This window comes from Paenalicyclobacillus cellulosilyticus (assembly GCF_014647315.1).
GTDB classification, from domain to species: Bacteria; Bacillota; Bacilli; order Alicyclobacillales; family Alicyclobacillaceae; genus Alicyclobacillus_J; species Alicyclobacillus_J cellulosilyticus.
This window is the reverse complement of record NZ_BMOY01000009.1, coordinates 1-17,064: the sequence shown is the minus strand read 5'-3', so window position 1 is coordinate 17,064 and position 17,064 is coordinate 1. Positions and strand designations below refer to the sequence as shown.

The 17,064-nt window shown below is 66.4% G+C and carries 16 protein-coding genes; 4 read left to right on the top strand and 12 right to left on the bottom strand.

The genetic code is table 11. The annotated features are described in order from the left end of the window. Window positions 1-169: 169 nt before the first annotated feature. Window positions 170-640, top strand: a complete 471-nt coding sequence (locus IEX97_RS04220) for a hypothetical protein (protein WP_188881333.1) — start codon at window positions 170-172, stop codon at window positions 638-640. A gap of 232 nt (window positions 641-872) precedes the next feature. Next, window positions 873-3,605, top strand: coding sequence for an aconitate hydratase AcnA (gene acnA, locus IEX97_RS04215; RefSeq protein ID WP_188881332.1), 2,733 nt, complete (start codon window positions 873-875; stop codon window positions 3,603-3,605). Between the two features lie 138 nt (window positions 3,606-3,743). Here the strand turns inward: acnA and IEX97_RS04210 are convergent, their stop codons facing one another. Continuing rightward, window positions 3,744-4,937, bottom strand: coding sequence for a uracil-xanthine permease family protein (locus IEX97_RS04210; protein WP_229776369.1), 1,194 nt, complete (start codon window positions 4,935-4,937; stop codon window positions 3,744-3,746). Between the two features lie 227 nt (window positions 4,938-5,164). On the opposite strand from IEX97_RS04210, the gene tlp reads away from it, so the two are divergent. After that, on the top strand, window positions 5,165-5,386 hold the full coding sequence (gene tlp / locus IEX97_RS04205; RefSeq protein WP_188881330.1) for a small acid-soluble spore protein Tlp: 222 nt from the start codon (window positions 5,165-5,167) through the stop codon (window positions 5,384-5,386). Window positions 5,387-5,504: 118 nt separating this feature from the next. Beyond that, a complete protein-coding gene (locus tag IEX97_RS04200; protein ID WP_308426180.1) occupies window positions 5,505-6,176 on the top strand; it encodes a Maf family protein in 672 nt (223 codons plus the stop codon). A 7-nt stretch (window positions 6,177-6,183) separates the two neighbouring features. On the opposite strand, the gene IEX97_RS04195 is transcribed toward IEX97_RS04200, so the two are convergent. From IEX97_RS04195 to IEX97_RS04145, 11 genes are all read right to left on the bottom strand, one after another. Next, entirely contained in the window at window positions 6,184-7,323 is a 1,140-nt protein-coding gene (locus tag IEX97_RS04195) for a trans-sulfuration enzyme family protein (RefSeq protein WP_373289395.1), read from the bottom strand. After that, window positions 7,320-8,480: a trans-sulfuration enzyme family protein gene (locus IEX97_RS04190; protein ID WP_188881329.1), complete on the bottom strand. Its 1,161-nt coding sequence runs from the start codon at window positions 8,478-8,480 to the stop codon at window positions 7,320-7,322. Before IEX97_RS04190 ends, IEX97_RS04195 begins: the two co-directional genes overlap by 4 nt. A gap of 97 nt (window positions 8,481-8,577) precedes the next feature. Next, window positions 8,578-8,751: a hypothetical protein gene (locus IEX97_RS04185; protein ID WP_188881328.1), complete on the bottom strand. Its 174-nt coding sequence runs from the start codon at window positions 8,749-8,751 to the stop codon at window positions 8,578-8,580. 45 nt (window positions 8,752-8,796) lie between these two features. Beyond that, entirely contained in the window at window positions 8,797-10,239 is a 1,443-nt protein-coding gene (locus IEX97_RS04180; RefSeq protein ID WP_188881394.1) for an aldehyde dehydrogenase family protein, read from the bottom strand. Window positions 10,240-10,439: 200 nt separating this feature from the next. After that, complete coding sequence (locus IEX97_RS04175; protein WP_188881327.1) at window positions 10,440-11,528, bottom strand: Gfo/Idh/MocA family protein; 1,089 nt, start codon at window positions 11,526-11,528, stop codon at window positions 10,440-10,442. A gap of 136 nt (window positions 11,529-11,664) precedes the next feature. Continuing rightward, window positions 11,665-12,309, bottom strand: a complete 645-nt coding sequence (locus tag IEX97_RS04170; RefSeq protein WP_188881326.1) for a SurA N-terminal domain-containing protein — start codon at window positions 12,307-12,309, stop codon at window positions 11,665-11,667. Window positions 12,310-12,430: 121 nt separating this feature from the next. Then, window positions 12,431-13,294: a sugar phosphate isomerase/epimerase family protein gene (locus IEX97_RS04165; protein ID WP_188881325.1), complete on the bottom strand. Its 864-nt coding sequence runs from the start codon at window positions 13,292-13,294 to the stop codon at window positions 12,431-12,433. A gap of 245 nt (window positions 13,295-13,539) precedes the next feature. Continuing rightward, window positions 13,540-13,881: a hypothetical protein gene (locus IEX97_RS04160; protein WP_188881324.1), complete on the bottom strand. Its 342-nt coding sequence runs from the start codon at window positions 13,879-13,881 to the stop codon at window positions 13,540-13,542. A 22-nt stretch (window positions 13,882-13,903) separates the two neighbouring features. After that, window positions 13,904-15,142: an MFS transporter gene (locus tag IEX97_RS04155; protein ID WP_188881323.1), complete on the bottom strand. Its 1,239-nt coding sequence runs from the start codon at window positions 15,140-15,142 to the stop codon at window positions 13,904-13,906. 138 nt (window positions 15,143-15,280) lie between these two features. Further along, a complete protein-coding gene (locus IEX97_RS04150) occupies window positions 15,281-16,084 on the bottom strand; it encodes an SDR family oxidoreductase (protein ID WP_229776367.1) in 804 nt (267 codons plus the stop codon). A 119-nt stretch (window positions 16,085-16,203) separates the two neighbouring features. Beyond that, window positions 16,204-17,064, bottom strand: an 861-nt coding sequence (locus IEX97_RS04145; protein ID WP_188881322.1) for an FAD-dependent oxidoreductase, incomplete at its 5' end; no start/stop codon positions are given.

The window sequence follows — 17,064 nt, the reverse complement described above, 5'->3', positions numbered from 1 at the left end:
TTCACGCTCCGCACAACGGCCAACCACCGCGTGGGACCCCGCAAAAGGCCGGCATCCGCGACGGTGCGGAGCGGCCGCCGTGGATGGCCGCCGCCAAATCCGTGGATGGCCTCCGCCAAATCGGTTTAGTATAATCGGTCACAACACGCAAGATGGGAGAGGGAGGACGGTGGCGGATACGGCGTTCGACCGCCGCACGCGCCGAAGCCGGGTGTGGCTGGTGGTCTGGCTCACGGGGATCCTGGCCATCCCGCTCAGCTTGTACGAAGCCGTCGGTCTTATCGAGGCGGAGCGCGCCAAGGCGCACAAACAGTCGTTTTACCAGTACGTCGTCGAGCACCGGATTGGGACGCTCACCGAGATCGACGACGGAACCGGGCTCTCGCCGGTGTCGTACGTGCTCTCGGTCGCCCACCCGCCGCCGCCTGCGGACTGGGAGGCGTTCGCCGTGCGCATGATGCGGTTGTACGCCACGTTCGATCACGGCCAACTGTTGACCATCGTCACCTCCGACCCGCGCACCGGCAGGCAGCGGACCATCGCGGACGCTGCCTATGACGCACGGCGCGGACAGATGTCGGTGACGGTGTATTTGCCCGACGGCCGGGTACAACACGCCGTCCTGCACATTCGTCTGTGAGCCGGCACACGCGCGCGAAGCGGCGGAAGCGCGCGCGGCGGCGACCGTCTTGCGCCTGCCCGCCCTTTGGTAGTAGAGTGACAAAGGACTGATCTCTGCTACCGCCCGGGTGCCTGCGTGTCCGCAAGGCACCCGCCTTGGCTTGACCTGTGGCGAAACTGTGTCCGGTCTGACCATCTGGCGCGGGATCGCCGCAGGACACTCAGATGACAGAGAGAGTGGAGGATCACGTATGGCGACCGCACATGTCCTTCAGGATCCGTTCAACGTCCGCAACACCCTTACCGTGAACGGCAAGCCGTACACCTACTTCCGGCTGTCTTCCCTCGAGGAACAAGGTGTCGGCCCTGTCTCCAAGCTGCCGTTCTCCATCAAGATCTTGCTGGAAGCGGTCCTGCGCCAGGTGGACGGCAAGGCCGTGACCGTCGATCACGTCCGCGCGCTGGCCAATTGGAACGCCGCGGCGCCGCAGCGGATGGAGATTCCGTTTAAACCGGCCCGCATCCTCCTGCAGGACTTCACCGGCGTTCCGGCCGTGGTCGACCTGGCGGCGATGCGCGCGGCGATGCACCGCTTGGGCGGCGACCCGAAGCGAATCAATCCCCTCATCCCCGTCGATCTCGTCATCGATCACTCGGTCCAAGTCGACGCGTTCGCATCCCGCGAAGCGCTCGAATACAACATCCGCAAAGAATTCGAACGCAATGAAGAGCGGTACAAGTTCCTCCGGTGGGCGCAGACCGCCTTTGCCAATTTCAGCGTCGTGCCCCCCGGCACCGGCATCGTGCACCAGGTGAACCTGGAGTTCTTGGCCAAAGTCGTGCAACAGAAGGAGATGGGCGGCGAGACCGTGGTGTTCCCGGACACGCTCGTCGGCACCGACTCGCACACGACCATGATCAACGGCGTCGGGGTGCTCGGCTGGGGCGTGGGCGGCATCGAGGCGGAGGCCTGCATGCTCGGCCAGCCTTTGTATCAACTGTTGCCGGAGGTCATCGGCTTCAAGCTGACCGGCAAACTGCCCGAGGGGGCGACCGCCACCGACCTCGCGCTGACGGTGACGAACATCCTGCGCAAGAAAGGCGTCGTCGGCAAGTTCGTCGAGTTCTACGGTCCGGGACTGAGCCATATCAGCCTGGCCGACCGCGCGACGGTCGCCAATATGGCTCCCGAGTACGGGGCGACAATGGGCTTCTTCCCTGTCGACGCGGAGACCCTCAACTACCTGCGCGCAACCGGCCGCGATGAGCAACTGGTCCAGCTGGTGGAAGCGTATTGCAAGGCCCAAGGGTTGTTCCGCACGGATGATACGCCCGATCCGGTGTTCACCGACACCATCGAACTCGACCTGTCGACCGTGCACGCGACGTTGGCCGGCCCGAAGCGGCCGCAGGACAAGATTGAGCTGCGCGATGTACAGGCGAATTTCCGCGCGGCGCTGGAGAAACCGGTCGAGCAGGGCGGCTTTGGTCTCCGCGAGGAACAGCGGGCCAAGGAAGTGACGGTGACGCACGCGAACGGCAGGACATCGACCTTGCGGACGGGGGCGGTCGTGATTGCCGCCATCACGAGCTGCACCAACACCTCCAACCCGTCGGTGATGGTCGGCGCCGGACTGCTCGCGAAGAAGGCGCACGAGCGCGGCTTGGTACCGCCCGCGCATGTGAAGACCAGCCTCGCGCCGGGGTCCCGCGTCGTCACCGACTACCTGGAAAAGGCGGGTCTGTTGGAGCCGCTGTCGGCGCTCGGCTTCGATGTGGTCGGTTACGGCTGCACCACCTGCATCGGGAACAGCGGACCGCTGCCGGAAGAAGTGGCGAAGGCCATTGCGGAGAACGATCTGTTGGTGGCCGCCGTCCTGTCCGGCAACCGCAACTTCGAGGGGCGCATCCACTCGCTGGTCCGAGCCAACTATCTCGCCTCGCCGCCGCTCGTCATCGCCTACGCATTGGCGGGTACCATCGACATCGACCTGTTGCACGAACCGCTCGGCACCGACAGGTCGGGCCAACCGGTGTATCTGCGCGACATCTGGCCGAGCGAGCAGGAAGTGGCCGAGACCATTCGTTCGGTCATCACGCCGGAGATGTTCAAGAAGCGCTATGAGGGTGTCTTCACCAGCAACGAACGCTGGAACGCCCTCGAGACGGCCGTGGGCGAGATGTACGCGTGGGATCCGAACTCCACGTATATCCAAGAGCCGCCGTTCTTTGCAGGATTGTCCGCTGACCTGCCGGACACAGGCGATGTGAAGCAGGCACGGGTGCTCGCGCTGCTCGGCGACTCGGTCACCACCGACCACATCTCGCCAGCCGGCAGCATCGCACCCAACAGCCCGGCAGGCAAGTATCTGACCGAGCGCGGTATTCAGCCGGCCGACTTCAACTCGTACGGATCGCGCCGGGGCAACCACGAGGTGATGATGCGCGGCACGTTCGCCAACATCCGCATCCGCAACCAGGTCGCGCCGGGCACGGAAGGCGGCGTCACCATCCACTTCCCGAGCGGGGAGCTGATGTCGATTTACGACGCCGCGATGCGGTACAAGGCGGAAGGACGTCCGCTCGTCGTCATCGCGGGCAAGGAGTACGGTACCGGCAGTTCCCGCGACTGGGCGGCGAAAGGAACCGCGCTGCTCGGTGTGCGCGCCGTCATCGCCGAGAGCTTCGAACGCATCCACCGCAGCAACCTGGTGGGCATGGGCGTGCTGCCGCTCCAGTTCAAACCGGGTGACAGCTGGCGGACGCTCGGCATCACCGGGCGCGAGACGTTCGACATCCTCGGGTTGTCGGGCGACCTCACACCGGGCCAGGAGTTGACCGTCACCGCGACGCGGGAGGATGGCAGCCGCTTTTCCTTCCCTGTGGTGCTGCGCCTCGACAGCCAGATTGAGATTGAGTATTACCGCAACGGGGGCATCCTGCAGACGGTGCTGCGCAACTTCTTGCGTGAGGAGCGCGGTTGACGCCTGCAACGACGACGAGGGGCTGGCCGACCGGTCTAACGACTGTCGGCCAGCCCCTCGTGCGGCTTCAGCAGCTTGCCTCATCTCATACGGCCCGGACGCAACCGCCCGGCCGGCACGGCGTTGGCCTTCAGAACGTCAGATTCCGCCGCCCGACCTGCCTGCCCCGCTGCGCCGTTTGTCGGAGTCCGGAAAGATCCAATACACCAACAGCCCGGCGAGCGTCGCGTACGCGATGCCGTTGTTGCTGGAACCGACGCCGAGGATGAAGATGACGGCGACAATGATGAGGTTCTTCATGTTGGCGAGATCGACGCCTTCCTCCACCATGTGACGGATGCCCATCCCGGCAATCATTCCGAACAACAGGATGCTGATGCCGCCCATGACCGCGGCCGGAATGGTGTGGATGAGCGCGCCCACTTTGCCGATGAGTCCGAGCAGGATGGCGATCACGGCCGCACCTTGGATGATCCGGCTCGAAAACTGCCGGGTCAACGCCAGCACACCGAGGTTCTCCGCATAGGTGGTCTGCGCCGGGCCGCCGAGCAGCGCGGAAGCGCAGGTGGCCAAACCGTTGCCGACGAGAATGCGGTCGAATCCGGGGTCCGTCGTCACGTCGCGCCCGAGGATTTCATTGAGAACGAACATATGGCCGAGGTCCTCGATGATGGTGACCAACGCAATCGGCGCCATGGCCAACACGGCGGCCGCGTGTCCGCTCGGCCACACGAGGTGCGGCCACGCGAACCAAGCTGCTTCGCGCAATGCCGTGAAATCGACGAAACCGCGCGCCGCGCTGTACACATATCCCGCCGCGATGCCCGCCAACAGCGGCAGGATGCGCAGCATACCGCGGCCCGCAAGGGAGGCGGCGATGGCCGCCACCAGACTCACGAGGGCGGCGTCCCAGTGCTGAGCCGCCATGTTCGACACGGCCGTCGTCGCGAGCGACAACCCGATGATGGACACCACCGGTCCGGCGACAACCGCCGGAATGACGCGGCGGATGCGGGCAAACCCGAACGCCCGGATGATGATCGCGATGATGAGATAGACAGCACCCACGCTGAGCAGACCGAGCACGGCCGCCCCCGGAACATGCTGCTGCTTGACGAACAGGGCGAGCGGGGCGATGAACGCAAACGAAGAACCGAGGTATGCCGGCACCTTGCCGCCGGTGACCCAGTGGAAGAGAAGGGTCGCCACGCCGCTCGCCACCAAAGCCGCGCCGGGATCGAGCCCGGTGAGGTACGGAACAAGCACGGTGGCGCCAAACATGGCGAACACGTGCTGCATGGACAGCGGAAACGAACGAACCAGTCGTACCACGCCTTGACCTCCTTGCGGGGTTTTTCCACAATGGGTGAAGAAAGCCTGCTCCAGCATAGCACGAGCCGCCGGGACGCGCCAGCCTGCTGCACCGGCCTTGCCTCCGCCACCAGAACCTGGCCGCGCGTCTGGGTCATGGCGACGGGCGAGCGGTTGCATCCTAGCTTGTGCGGCGGTTGGCCGCACACCGTTGGCGCACGCCACGCTGGCGAAGGGGGCGGATGGGCATGGCAAACCCGGATGACCGTTCGGACAACGTCCGCAAGCTGCAGCGCAACATTCAGAACACAATGCGGAACATGCGCGAGGCGGAGGACTACCTGGAGGCGCACGCCGATGAGATGCGGCCGGAGGACGTGGCCGCCGTGGAAGCGAAGAATGAGCGGCGGGCGCAGGCCATCGCTGGATTCCGGCGGGAGATCCAGGACGAAGTGCACCGGTTCGACTGACCGGATGCACCAAGCCCAAGCCGGGCCGGACGGCCCGGCGTACATACGCGAAACCTGGGATCAATACACGGAGCCTGGAAGAAACAGGTGAGGCGAAAAAGAAAGCAGGAGGCAGAGGATGCGCCAGACCATGACCCGAGCGGACGATACGATGCCCCGGGCGGGCGGTCTGCATCACGACAGAACCGGTCAGCGCCCGCTCATCCTCGCGTCCGCGTCCCCGCGGCGCAAGGCACTGCTCGCAGGCCTTGGCCTCACGTTTCAGGCAGCCGCGAGCGAGGCGGACGAAACCGTGGACCCGCCGCAACCTCCGCACCGCTGGGTGGAGATCCTCGCCGAGCGCAAGGCGCTCGCCGTCGTCCCCCGTTGGCGGGATGTGGTTTCCGACGCGCCCGAACCGCCGCTGGTCGTCGCTGCCGATACCATCGTCGTCCTCGATGGCGAGGTGCTCGGCAAGCCGCAGGATGAAGAGGCAGCCGTCGCGATGCTCTCCCGCCTGCAGGGCACGACCCACACCGTATACACCGGCGTATGTGTGGCCGATGCAGCCGACGGCCGGCGCGTGGTCCGCCACAGCGCCACCCGGGTGACGATGCGGCCGCTTGCCGCGGACCAGATTCGCCGCTATGTCGCGAGCGGAGAACCGCTTGACAAAGCGGGTGCCTACGCCATCCAGGGGATCGGCGCCATCCTCGTCGACCGCATCGAAGGGGATTATTTCACCGTCGTCGGCCTGCCCCTGGCGCTGTTGGCGGAGATGCTCGCCAGCTTCGGCGTGCAGGTGCTGTGAGCGCCCTTCACACCGCCGCCAACGCGGCTTCCAGGTCGGTCAAGAGGTCGTCCGCGTCCTCCAAGCCGACGGAGAGACGCAGCAACCCGTCCGTGATGCCCCGCCGTGCCCGCTCTTCCGGCGGCATGGACGCGTGCGACATGCGGGCCGGATACGAGAGGATGCTCTCCACCGCGCCGAGGCTCACGGCAAACAGCGGGTAGCGGATCCGCTCGACGAAGCGGCGCACCGCCGCCGCGTCCCCGATGTCAAACGACAGCACCGCTCCCGGACCGTCCGCCTGCGACATATGCAGGGCGTGGCCCGGGTGGTGCGGCAGGCCAGGGTACAGGACACGGCGAACCTTGGGATGACCTTGCAGGTACTCGGCCAGCCGCTGTGCTGTCGCCTGGCTCTGCTTCATGCGCACGGCCAACGTCTTCATTCCCCGCAGCAGCAGCCAGCTGTCGTGCGGGCCGAGCACCGCACCGAAGCTGTTTTGGATGAAATAGATGTCGTCCGCCAGCGCCGCGTCGCGCACCGTGACCAACCCCGCCACCAGGTCGGAGTGGCCGCCGAGGAACTTGGTCGCCGAGTGCACGACCACATCCACACCCAGTTCGTGCGGCCGCTGCAGATAAGGCGACATGAACGTATTGTCCACAATGGTCAGCACGCCGTGCCGGCGCGCAATGTCCACCGCTCCCCTGAGGTCCGTGATCTGCATGCCGGGGTTGCTTGGGGTCTCCAGGTAGATGGCGCGCGTGCGCGGCGTAATGGCCGCCTCGATGGCATCCAGCCGCGTGGCATCCACAAACGTCGTGGTGATGCCTAGCCGCGCAAACACGCGCGTCAATGCCCGGAATGTGCCGCCGTAGATGTCCTCGCATGCCACAATGTGCGATCCCGCCGGCAGCGTCAGAAAGACCGCCGTGATGGCGGCCATCCCGGAGGCGAATGCAAACCCGCGCCTGCCGCCTTCCAGCTTCGCGATGGCTTCCTCCACCGCGTGCCGGGTCGGATTGCCGGATCGTGCGTAGTCGTAGGGCGGCGGGTTGTCCCAGTCCGCCTGGTGGAACGTCGAAGCTTGGTAGATGGGGGTGCTCGCGGCGCCCGTCACCGGATCGATCTCGACGCCGGTGTGCAGGCACAAGGTGTCCATCTTCACGCCAGTCCACACTCCTTGGCCGCAGTTCGCAGGGCTTGGTCGAGGTCGGCGATGATGTCCTGCGCATGCTCGATGCCCACCGAGAGCCGAAGGAGACGATCGGTGACCCCGGCGGCAGCCCGCACCTCGGGCGGGATGTCGGCGTGGGTCTGGCGCGCAGGATAGGTGATGAGCGTCTCCGTCCCGCCGAGGCTCTCCGCAAACGTGACCAGCCGGACGCCGGCGAGGACGGGCGGGATCATGCGCTCGTCCGCCACCTCAAACGAGATCATCCCGCCGTAGCCCCCCGCTTGCCGCTCCTGAACGGCACGCACGTCGGGTTCCGCCAGCCCCGGGTAGTACACCCGTTCCACCAGCGGGTGGCGGCTCAACCAGTCCGCGATGGCACGGGCGTTCTCCTCGTGGCGCTGCATGCGCAGCGCGAGCGTCTTCATGCCGCGCAACAGCAACCAACAATCCTGCGGCCCCAGCACCGCGCCGATGGCATTCTGCAAAAAGCCGACGCGCTCCGCCAACCCCTCGTCCCGGACCACCACGAGTCCGGCCAGGACGTCGTTGTGGCCGCCGAGGAACTTGGTGGCCGAGTGGACGACCACGTCCGCCCCCAGTTCGAGCGGCCGTTGGAAATACGGGGTCATGAACGTGTTGTCCACCACCAGGATGGCTTGGTGCCGGGCCGCGATGGCGCTGCACGCGCGGATGTCGGTCACCTTCATCGTCGGATTGGTCGGCGTCTCGATGAACACCATCCGCGTGCCCGCTTCCATGGCCGCCTCCACCCGCGCCGGATCGCGCGTGTCCACGTAGGTGGCGCGGATGCCCATGGGGACAAGGAGCTGCTCCAGCAGCCGGTACGTGCCGCCGTACAAATCGTCGGAGATGACGAGATGGTCACCCGGCCGCAACAGGCCGAACACCGCACTGACCGCCGCCATGCCAGAGGCGAACGCGAAACCGCGCACGCCCCCCTCCAAATCGGCGATGGTTTCTTCCAGGACCTTGCGTGTCGGATTCTGGGTGCGGGTGTAATCGAAACCTGTGCTTTGGCCCAGGCCCGGATGGGCGAACGTCGTGCTGTGGTAGACGGGAAACGATACCGCGCCCGTGTGCGGGTCTTTGCGGTTGCCCGCCTGGGCGATGCGCGACTCGATGTGCAAGGGCCTCGCCTCCAACAAAAAAAGCCTTTCTGCGAGAGAAAGACCAACTGATGCTCGCGTCAATATGCACTCTACATGCTGGGGGGCAAGCCGTCAATCACCATGCCTCGGGCCCATCCGCCTCGCTTTGCGCACCCGCACAGCCGCTTGGGCCGTCGTGGCTTTTGCGTCCATCCCCGCCCGCCCGCTCGTCGGGTGCCAGCCCCCGGCAGACAAAACGCACCGTCCACGCGATTTCCCGCTCGTCGTCCCACGCCGCTTCGGGAAACAAGATGTGACGACGGGCGGCGGGTGGGCCGCAATCCTATGCGCGCATTCATGCAAACACCCCGGTGCGAAACGCGATGAGTTTGGTCTCCATCATCTCTTCCGCCGCATACCGCACCCCCTCGCGGCCCGCGCCGCTCTCTTTCACCCCGCCGTACGGCATGTGGTCGAGGCGGAACGTCGGGACCTGATTGATGAGCACACCCCCGCACTCCAAACGGGCTGCCGCCTGCCAGGCACGCTCCAGGTCTTTGGTATAGACCCCCGCGTTCAACCCGTACTTCGAGGCGTTCGCCTGGGCAATCGCCTCGTCCCACGCTGTGAACGGGGCTACCGTCACGACCGGCCCGAACGCCTCTTCACAGTTCAGCTCCGCGTCCGCCGGGACGTCGGTGAGGACCGTCGGCATCATCACCGGCCCGTCGAACGTTCCCCCGCACACCACGCGCGCGCCGCGCGCCACCGCCCGCTCCAGCCATTCACGCAGGCGATCCGCCGCCTGTTGGTTGATGAGCGCGGTGATGTCCGTCTCTTCTGCCAGGGGATGCCCGACCTGCAACCAGGTGGCGTGCGCCGCCAGACCATCGACGAAGCGCGCGAACACCTCCTGGTGCACGTAGATCCGCTGCACGGAGATGCACACCTGGCCGTTGTACGCGAACGCACCGGCCGCCGCCTCCGCCGCAATCCGGTCGAGTTCGGCCGCGTCAAAACCGCGATCGATGATGAGCGGTGAATTGGAGCCGAGTTCCAAAATGACCCGCCGCAAGCCGGCCTGAGCGCGGATGGCGAGGCCCACCCGGACGCTGCCGGTGAACGAGACACAGCGCACCCGTTCGTCCGTGGTGAGCACCCGGCCGAGCCTGGCACCGCTGCCCGGGATGATGTTGAGCACACCCGGCGGCAGCCCGGCCGCCGCGAACAACTCCGCAAGAAACAGGGCCGAAAGCGGCGTCTGCTCGGCCGGTTTCACCACCACCGTGTTGCCGGTGGCCAGCGCCGGCCCCACCTTGTGCGCCACCAGGTTGAACGGGAAATTGAACGGCGTGATGGCGGTGACGACGCCGAGCGGCTCCTTGCGGGTCAGCGCCACGTGGCCTTCCCCACGCGGTGTCGCGTCCATCGGGATGGCCTCGCCGTAGATGCTGCGCGCCACCTCCGCCGCGAAGCGGTACGTCTGCACCGTGCGGTCCACTTCCTGGCGGGCGAGGCGGATGGGTTTGGCGGCCTCCTCGGCGATGAGGCGCGCCGCCTCCTCACGCCGATCCGCCAGCGCCTCGGCCACGTGGAGGAGAATATCCGCCCGCCGGTGGGCCGGGAGTGCACGGTACGCCGGGAACGCCCGCGCCGCCGCGGCGACCGCAGCTTCCGCCTGGGCTTCCGAAGCCCATCCGACGTGGGCGATGACTTCCCCCGTATGCGGATTGCAGAGCGGCACCACCTCCGCACCGGGCACCCACTCCCCGCCGATCCACAAGCCCGTCGTTCGCATCACACACGCGCCTCCTTTGCTCCTCACGACGGATCTGCCACGACCATGCACCCCAAGCGCAAACCATGCGCCCCGAGCGCATCCTCCAACGCCGTAAACCGCATGGACAGCTCGGCGTTGCCCGCTGCACCCGTCCGCAGAGATGAACACCCCGCCACCCGAAGACGGGCGCGGGGTGTATGCGCGCGGCCGGCGCGGGTTCACCGGTTGTTGAAGTAGACCGGCTGGCCCGTACGGGCCGACTCGTAGATGGCCTCCAGGATTTGCGTGACGACCAACGCCTGCTCCGGCTTGACCACCGGCTCTTCGTCGTGGAGGATCGCGTCAATCCACATGCGCGCTTCGAGATCGGCCGCGGATTCCGACTGACCCTCGAAAAACGCGACACCCGTGGCCGAGAAATCGACCTCTTTGGTGTACAGTTTGCCGAACTCCTCGCCGTTGATGCGCAGGCCGCCTATCATGTCCGCGCCACCCTCGGTACCGCACAAGGTGCACTTGGCTTCATCCACCTGCAGGGTGTTCAATGCCCAGCTGGCTTCCAAGAAGATGGTGGCGCCGTTCTCCATCACGACGAAGCCAAACGCCGAATCCTCGACCGTAAACTTGTCCGGATCCCACGGACCCCAGGCGTTCGCCGCGTTCCGCCGCTTGCCGAGCTTGTGGTAGGTGGTGCCGACCGCGTACTTCGGCGTGTAGTTGTCCATCATCCACAGCGTCAGGTCGAGGGCGTGCGTACCGATGTCGATGAGCGGGCCGCCGCCTTGCTTTTCTTCGTCGAGGAACACGCCCCACGTGGGCACCGCCCGCCGCCTGACCGCGTGCGCCTTCGCGAAGTAGATTTCGCCGAGGTCGCCGCGCCGGCAGACTTGATAAAGATACTGGCTGTCGGCGCGGAACCGGTTCTGATAGCCGATGGTCAGCTTCTTCCCCGTGCGCCGGGCCGCATCCACCATCTTTTTCGCCTCGGCCGTGGACTTCGCCATCGGCTTTTCGCACATCACGTGCTTGCCCGCCTCCAGCGCGTCCACCGTGATGTACCAGTGGTCCGCATTGGGCGTGCAGACGTGGACCACGTCGATGGACGGATCGGCGAGCAGTTCCCGGTAGTCCGTGTACACCTTGCTGCCGGAACCGCCGAACTGTTCCGCTGCCTGCCGCGCCCGCTCCTCGACGATGTCGCAGAAGGCGACCATCTCCACCTTGTCGTTCAACTTCTGCAGGCTCGGCATGTGTTTGCCGAAGGCGATCCCGCCGCACCCGATGATGCCGATTCGAAGCTTCGCCATGCGATCCTCTCCTTCTCCCAGAGCAAACGGTACGGCGTCGCGATGACGCTTTCATCTCGGCGCCCGGCTGACGCGCGTCCGCCAGATATTATACGGCTTTGCGCAACCGTCTCCCAGCCGGCGGAACCATTTCCGCTCACGAGGAACCGGAGGCAGGGTTCTCAATCTGCGTCTTCACGTTGGCGTAACGCGGGTCGACGATGGTGATTTTGTAGGTCTTCGCCAACCCGGCGAGCAGCTTGGCCGGCGGCGGCGCCTTTTGCTGCTTGATGGTCCGGATGATCTGCGCCTTCACCTTCGTGAGCGGTTGTTTAAACTGCTTGCGGTGCGCCTTGTAATAGGCCGCGACCTGCGCGTCGGTCACGTTGACCTCATGTTCGGCCACTTTTTCCGCCAATACCTGGGTTCGCACGTTGTCCTTCAGCTGCGCGAGCGTCATGTTGCTCGCGGCCAACGCCATCGCCAGTTCCTGATCGCTCGTGATGCCGTTCGCCAATTCCAGGTTTTTCAGCGCCTGATTGACCTCCTGGCTGGTCACCGTCAGCCCTTCCTTGGCCGCCGCCTGGTTGACCAACTGCTTGGTGATGAGGTCGGTCAAGACCTGGGAGCCGGCGACCGACTCCACCTGAGCCGCCAATTGTCGTTCGTAAATGACCTTGTCGCCGACCTGTGCGACGACAGGTCCTTGCCGCGTCACTTCATACGTCACCCACCATGCCGCGCCGACGGCGGCTGCCCCCGTAGAGGCGCCTGCGAGCGCCCACCATACAGACTTCGCCAATGGATTCATCTCTCCCACGCTGGAAACCAGCCAGATTGTCCCCATCATACCCCGAACAGCTTGAAAAAGCATGGAAACGCGGAGGCGTGCCTTCACCCCCGTCCCTTCACACCCGTCCCCTTCACACCGCTTCCCAAATCCGCCGCGCGTTCGCCAAGCCCAACCTGGCGCCGAGCCGGCAGTCCTCCAAACCCTCGAACTCCACCGACACGTAGCCGTCGTAGCCAAACGATTTGATGGCCTTGAGGATGCCCCAGATGTCGAGGTCCCCGTGGCCCAGGATGGCCCCGCGCAGCCAGTTTCCGCCTGCGGTCGGAAACCACCCTTCCCCCGGCTGCCGGTGACCGGGCCGGTAATAGAAGTCTTTCAGGTGCACCATCGACGCAAACGGCAGGTTCTTTTGCACCGCGACAAGGGGCGGCTCATCGACGCACAAAAAGTTGCCCACGTCGAGCGTGGTGCGAAAGTTCGGCCGGTCCACCGCCGACACCAGGCGCAAGACGCGATCGCTCGCCTGCACGAAATAACCGTGGTTCTCGACGCTCGTCGTGATGCCGTATTGGGCGGCGTAGTCGGCAATCCGCCGGCAGGCGTCCACGAGGCGCGGCAGCTCCGCCTCGAAGCGCTGGATGCTTCCCTCTTCCGCGGGCAGCCACGCCACGTCGTGGCGCATCCGGCTCGCGCCCAGGCGGCGGGCGATGTCCACCTCGCGCATCACCCGTTCCACTTCCCGCTCGTACGCCTCGGCGGTGGGTTGCAGAAAGTTCGCGGAAATGGCGTAATTCGAAATCACAATCCCCCGCTGCGCCGCCCGCTCGGCGATGGCTTCCGGAAGACCCGGATCCTCGTCGAGCGAGAAGCCGAGCGGGACAATTTCCACGTGTTCGCCCCCGTGCGCCGCCGTCCAATCGATCACGTCGAATACGGTCATCTCACCTTGCCGCAACGCGGCGTAGAGGCTGTATGTACTGAGACCAAGCTTCATCCACCGCATCCTCCTTCCAGCCCTGTTCCGCCCCGGCCGGCGCACAGCTTGTCCAGCCAAGCGGGCCGGGCGCCGGCGTGGCACCTGCCCTGGGCCGGCGCGGAACCTGCCCTGCACCGTGCAGAGAGTCTGCCCTGCACCGGCGCGGATCCTGCTCTGAAGGAGTTCGCTGCGCGGAGCAAGAACCCTGCTCGCCACAGGTGACGTGCGGGCGGCCGGATTGCAGCGCCGGCTCGCCGCAGGCGTCACCACCACAGGGCGCTTGCGCCGATGACGGTCAAACCGACGATGGCCGCGAGCGGAATGGCCGTGCGCGCAAAGCCGTACGGACCCCAACCCCAGTAGGCCAATGCCGGACGGACCGCTGCGGACAGCGCTGCAGCAGGGTGGCTCGTTGCGGCCGCATATACCGCCGCGTCCGCCCGCACCTGCCCCACGCCGTCCACCAGGCCCACAGGCCGCCGCGGCACCGCGAGCACGATGTGGGTCGGCCAGCACGCCTCCACCCGCCCCATCACGTCGCCGTGACGGGTGTGGCAGATCACCCACTTGCCGACGCAACGTTGTACATGCTGATGCGTGATCATGGTCTCTCACCTGCCTGCCCCATCAATATGCGGCCTGTTTGCGGCGCGATGGGGACAGCCGCCAAACCATGGCGCAGGCGAGGACAAATATCCCTGTGACCAAGGCGAACGGAAGACGAGGCTGGAGGCTGTACAACCACCCGCCCAAGATACCCGCAGGCGCCGTGGCGACCATGACGAGCACGGTCAAGGCGGACAAAACCCGGGCCCGGGTTCCGTCATCCATCTGATTGGCGACCGCCGTTTCCAGGTACGGTGTGGCGAGGAGACTCCCCGCCGCCAAGACGGCCGTGCTGAGCACCACCCACCCCGCTTGCCGCGCCGGAGCCAGGGCGAAGAGCGCCGTCCCCGCCGCGCCGAGACCAAAGCCCCACAGCATGTACACGTGCCCGCGATCCGGCCGCAAACGCGGGACAAACCATCCCATGAGGATGAGCATCACCACGGACGCCACCGCGGTGAACACCGCCACCCACCCCGCGGGCAGGTGCAGCCCGGCGACCAGGTAGATGCTGGTGTACGTGTTTCGTACCGCCATTTGAAAGTTGTTCAGGATGTAGACCACAAACCACATCCACAATACACGGTTGGAGAAAACCGCAAAGAGCAGACGCACATCCTCCGCCAGCGCCTCGCGCCACTGGATGTGCCGGGTTTCCCTCATCTTGCGCAGACCGATTTCGGTCTCGTGCACCGCGCGGTTGCGGAGCAGAAACATCGCCGTCATGCTGACGAACGCCAACGCGTACAACCACCGCCCGGCGGTGACGACCCCCAGCCGGTGGACCAGAAGCCCGGCGACGGGCGCGAACAACCCGCTCACCACGCCGATGAACTGCAACACCGTGAACACCAGCGGCCTCTGCTCCGGTCTCGTGTCTTCCACCAACAAACAATACCATGCGGTGTTGGGCACCTTCTGCCACGCGTTGAAGAGCGCCGCCAGCACGAACCACCATACGTTCCGGGCACCCGCCCACAGCAGGGTGGCGCACGACCAGCTGACGAGATCGAACAGCAGCAGGGCGCGGCGGCGGCCGAGCCGGTCGGTGAGGTAGCCGCTGAGAAACGATCCGACGATCTGCAGGCTCAGATTGAGGGTGGTCACCCATCCAATTTGGGTATCCGAGAGGCCGAGATCCAGCATGTAAACGGATGCATACGTGGAGAACAGCGTCCACGGGATGACCCACATCGGCTCATAGATGAGGCATCCGCGCGCATTGCCTTGGACCTGGCCGAGGAAAGAACGCAGTTTCATGTCGCCTCCGTGCGCACGGCGTGGCCATGCCGCCGGTCTGTCCCGCCGGCGGCCGGTCTGTCCCGCCGGCGGCCGGCGAACCCGCCGCGGCGGGCAAGGGGCGAAAGGCGGCTGCGCAGCCGCGGCCCCCGCTCTGCGTCAAGCCCCTTCGAATCCGCCCGGCACCACGCTCAACCCGCCGTCGATGGGGATGACCTGGCCCGTGATGAAACGGGTTTTTTCACTCGCCATCAGCACCGCCACGTCCGCGACGTCCTCCGGCTTCGTCAAACGGCCGAGCGGCGTGTGGGCGATGACGTGATCGCGGAACGTGTCGTAGCGGTCTTTGGCGTAAAACTCGACCGAATCCGTCTCGACCACACCCGGGGCGAGGCAGTTGACGGTGATGCCGTACGGGCCCAATTCCGCCGCCAGGTACCGTGTGAGCGCCTCGAGCGCCGCTTTGGCGGTGCCGATGGCTGCATAGCGCGGCAACGCGAAGCGGCTGCCCGGGCTGGAGATGGTGAGGATGCGCCCGCCGCGGCCTTGCATCAACGGGATGCAGCGCTGCGCCGACTGGAGGACGCTGTGCACCACCACGTGGTACGTGCGGTCGAGGTGGTACCACTTGAGCTCGGTCACCGGCTTGAACGCGGTCGCCGCCGCGTTGGCCACAAACACGTCGAGCCGGCCCCAGGCTTGTGCGACGTGATCGAACATCGCGTCAATGTCCTCGGGCACCTCCATCTCCGCCCGCACGACGAGGGCATCCCGGCCCAGGGCCCGCACCGCTTCCGCCGCCGCTTGCGCCGCGTCCGCATCGCGGCGGTAATGGATGACCACATCCGCTCCCTCGCGGGCCATCGCGATGGCGGTCGCGCGGCCGATGCCGCGGGAGCTGCCCGTGATGAGCACCTTCTTGTCCTGCAACAATCCTGACATACGCACGCGGGCCGGGAACACGCCGCCGGCCCTTCCCTCCTTTGCTGGCACCTTGGGTTCATATCCCGGGTGAAGACGCCCGGACGCGCCGGTCCTGGCGCGAACGCCGCGGGTAAGACGCGCGGCACGGGCTTGCCGCCTCACTCACCGAGGCGGTAAGCCGTCTCGAACGCCTCGCGGATGGCGCGCGCCGCATTGATGCCGCGGGCGTCCCGCGCTCCGCCCACCACGTGGACGCGGACGCCTGCCGGCACACGGTCCTTCCATCCTGCCGCCGGCCGCTGCCCGGTGCACAGGATGACCTGATCCGCCGGCAGGTGCCGCCGCCCTTGCGGCGTGGTGCCGATGACGCCGTCCGCGACAATCTGCTCCGGCACAAACTGGGTGACGATCTCGACCCCCAAACGCCGCAGTTCGTCGCGCAGCACCCAACGCGTCGTGCGGCCCACCCCCGCCGCGACGCGGTCAGACCGCGAGACGACGGTGATGTGCCGCGGCACCGTGCGCTCCGGCAAACCGCGCTCGGCGTAAAACCGCGCCACCTCCGGCTTGGGGCGCGCCTCGTCCGCCAAATAGTGCGCCAGGTCGCAGCCGATGCCGCCGGCGCCGAGGATGACGATGCGCTCCCCGAGCGGCACCTCGTCGGCGAACACCTGCGCGTACGTCGCCACGTGCGGGAGGCCGACGCCCGGGAGGTCGGGGATGTACGGCTCGACCCCCGCCGCGACCACCACGTCGTCAAACTCCGCGAACGCGGCCGCATCCGGCGCACAGGCAAGCCGCACCTCGACCCCGTGGCGGCGCAAGGCTTCCTCGTAATACCGGAGGGTCTCGTAAAACTCGCCCTTGCCGGGGACCCGTGCCGCCATGCGCAGCTGGCCGCCGAGATGGGGCTTCGCTTCGAACAGCACGACCGCGTGGCCGCGCTCGCTCGCCGCACGCGCCGCCTCGAGGCCCGCCGGTCCGCCGCCGATCACGGCCACGCGGCGCCGGCGCACGGC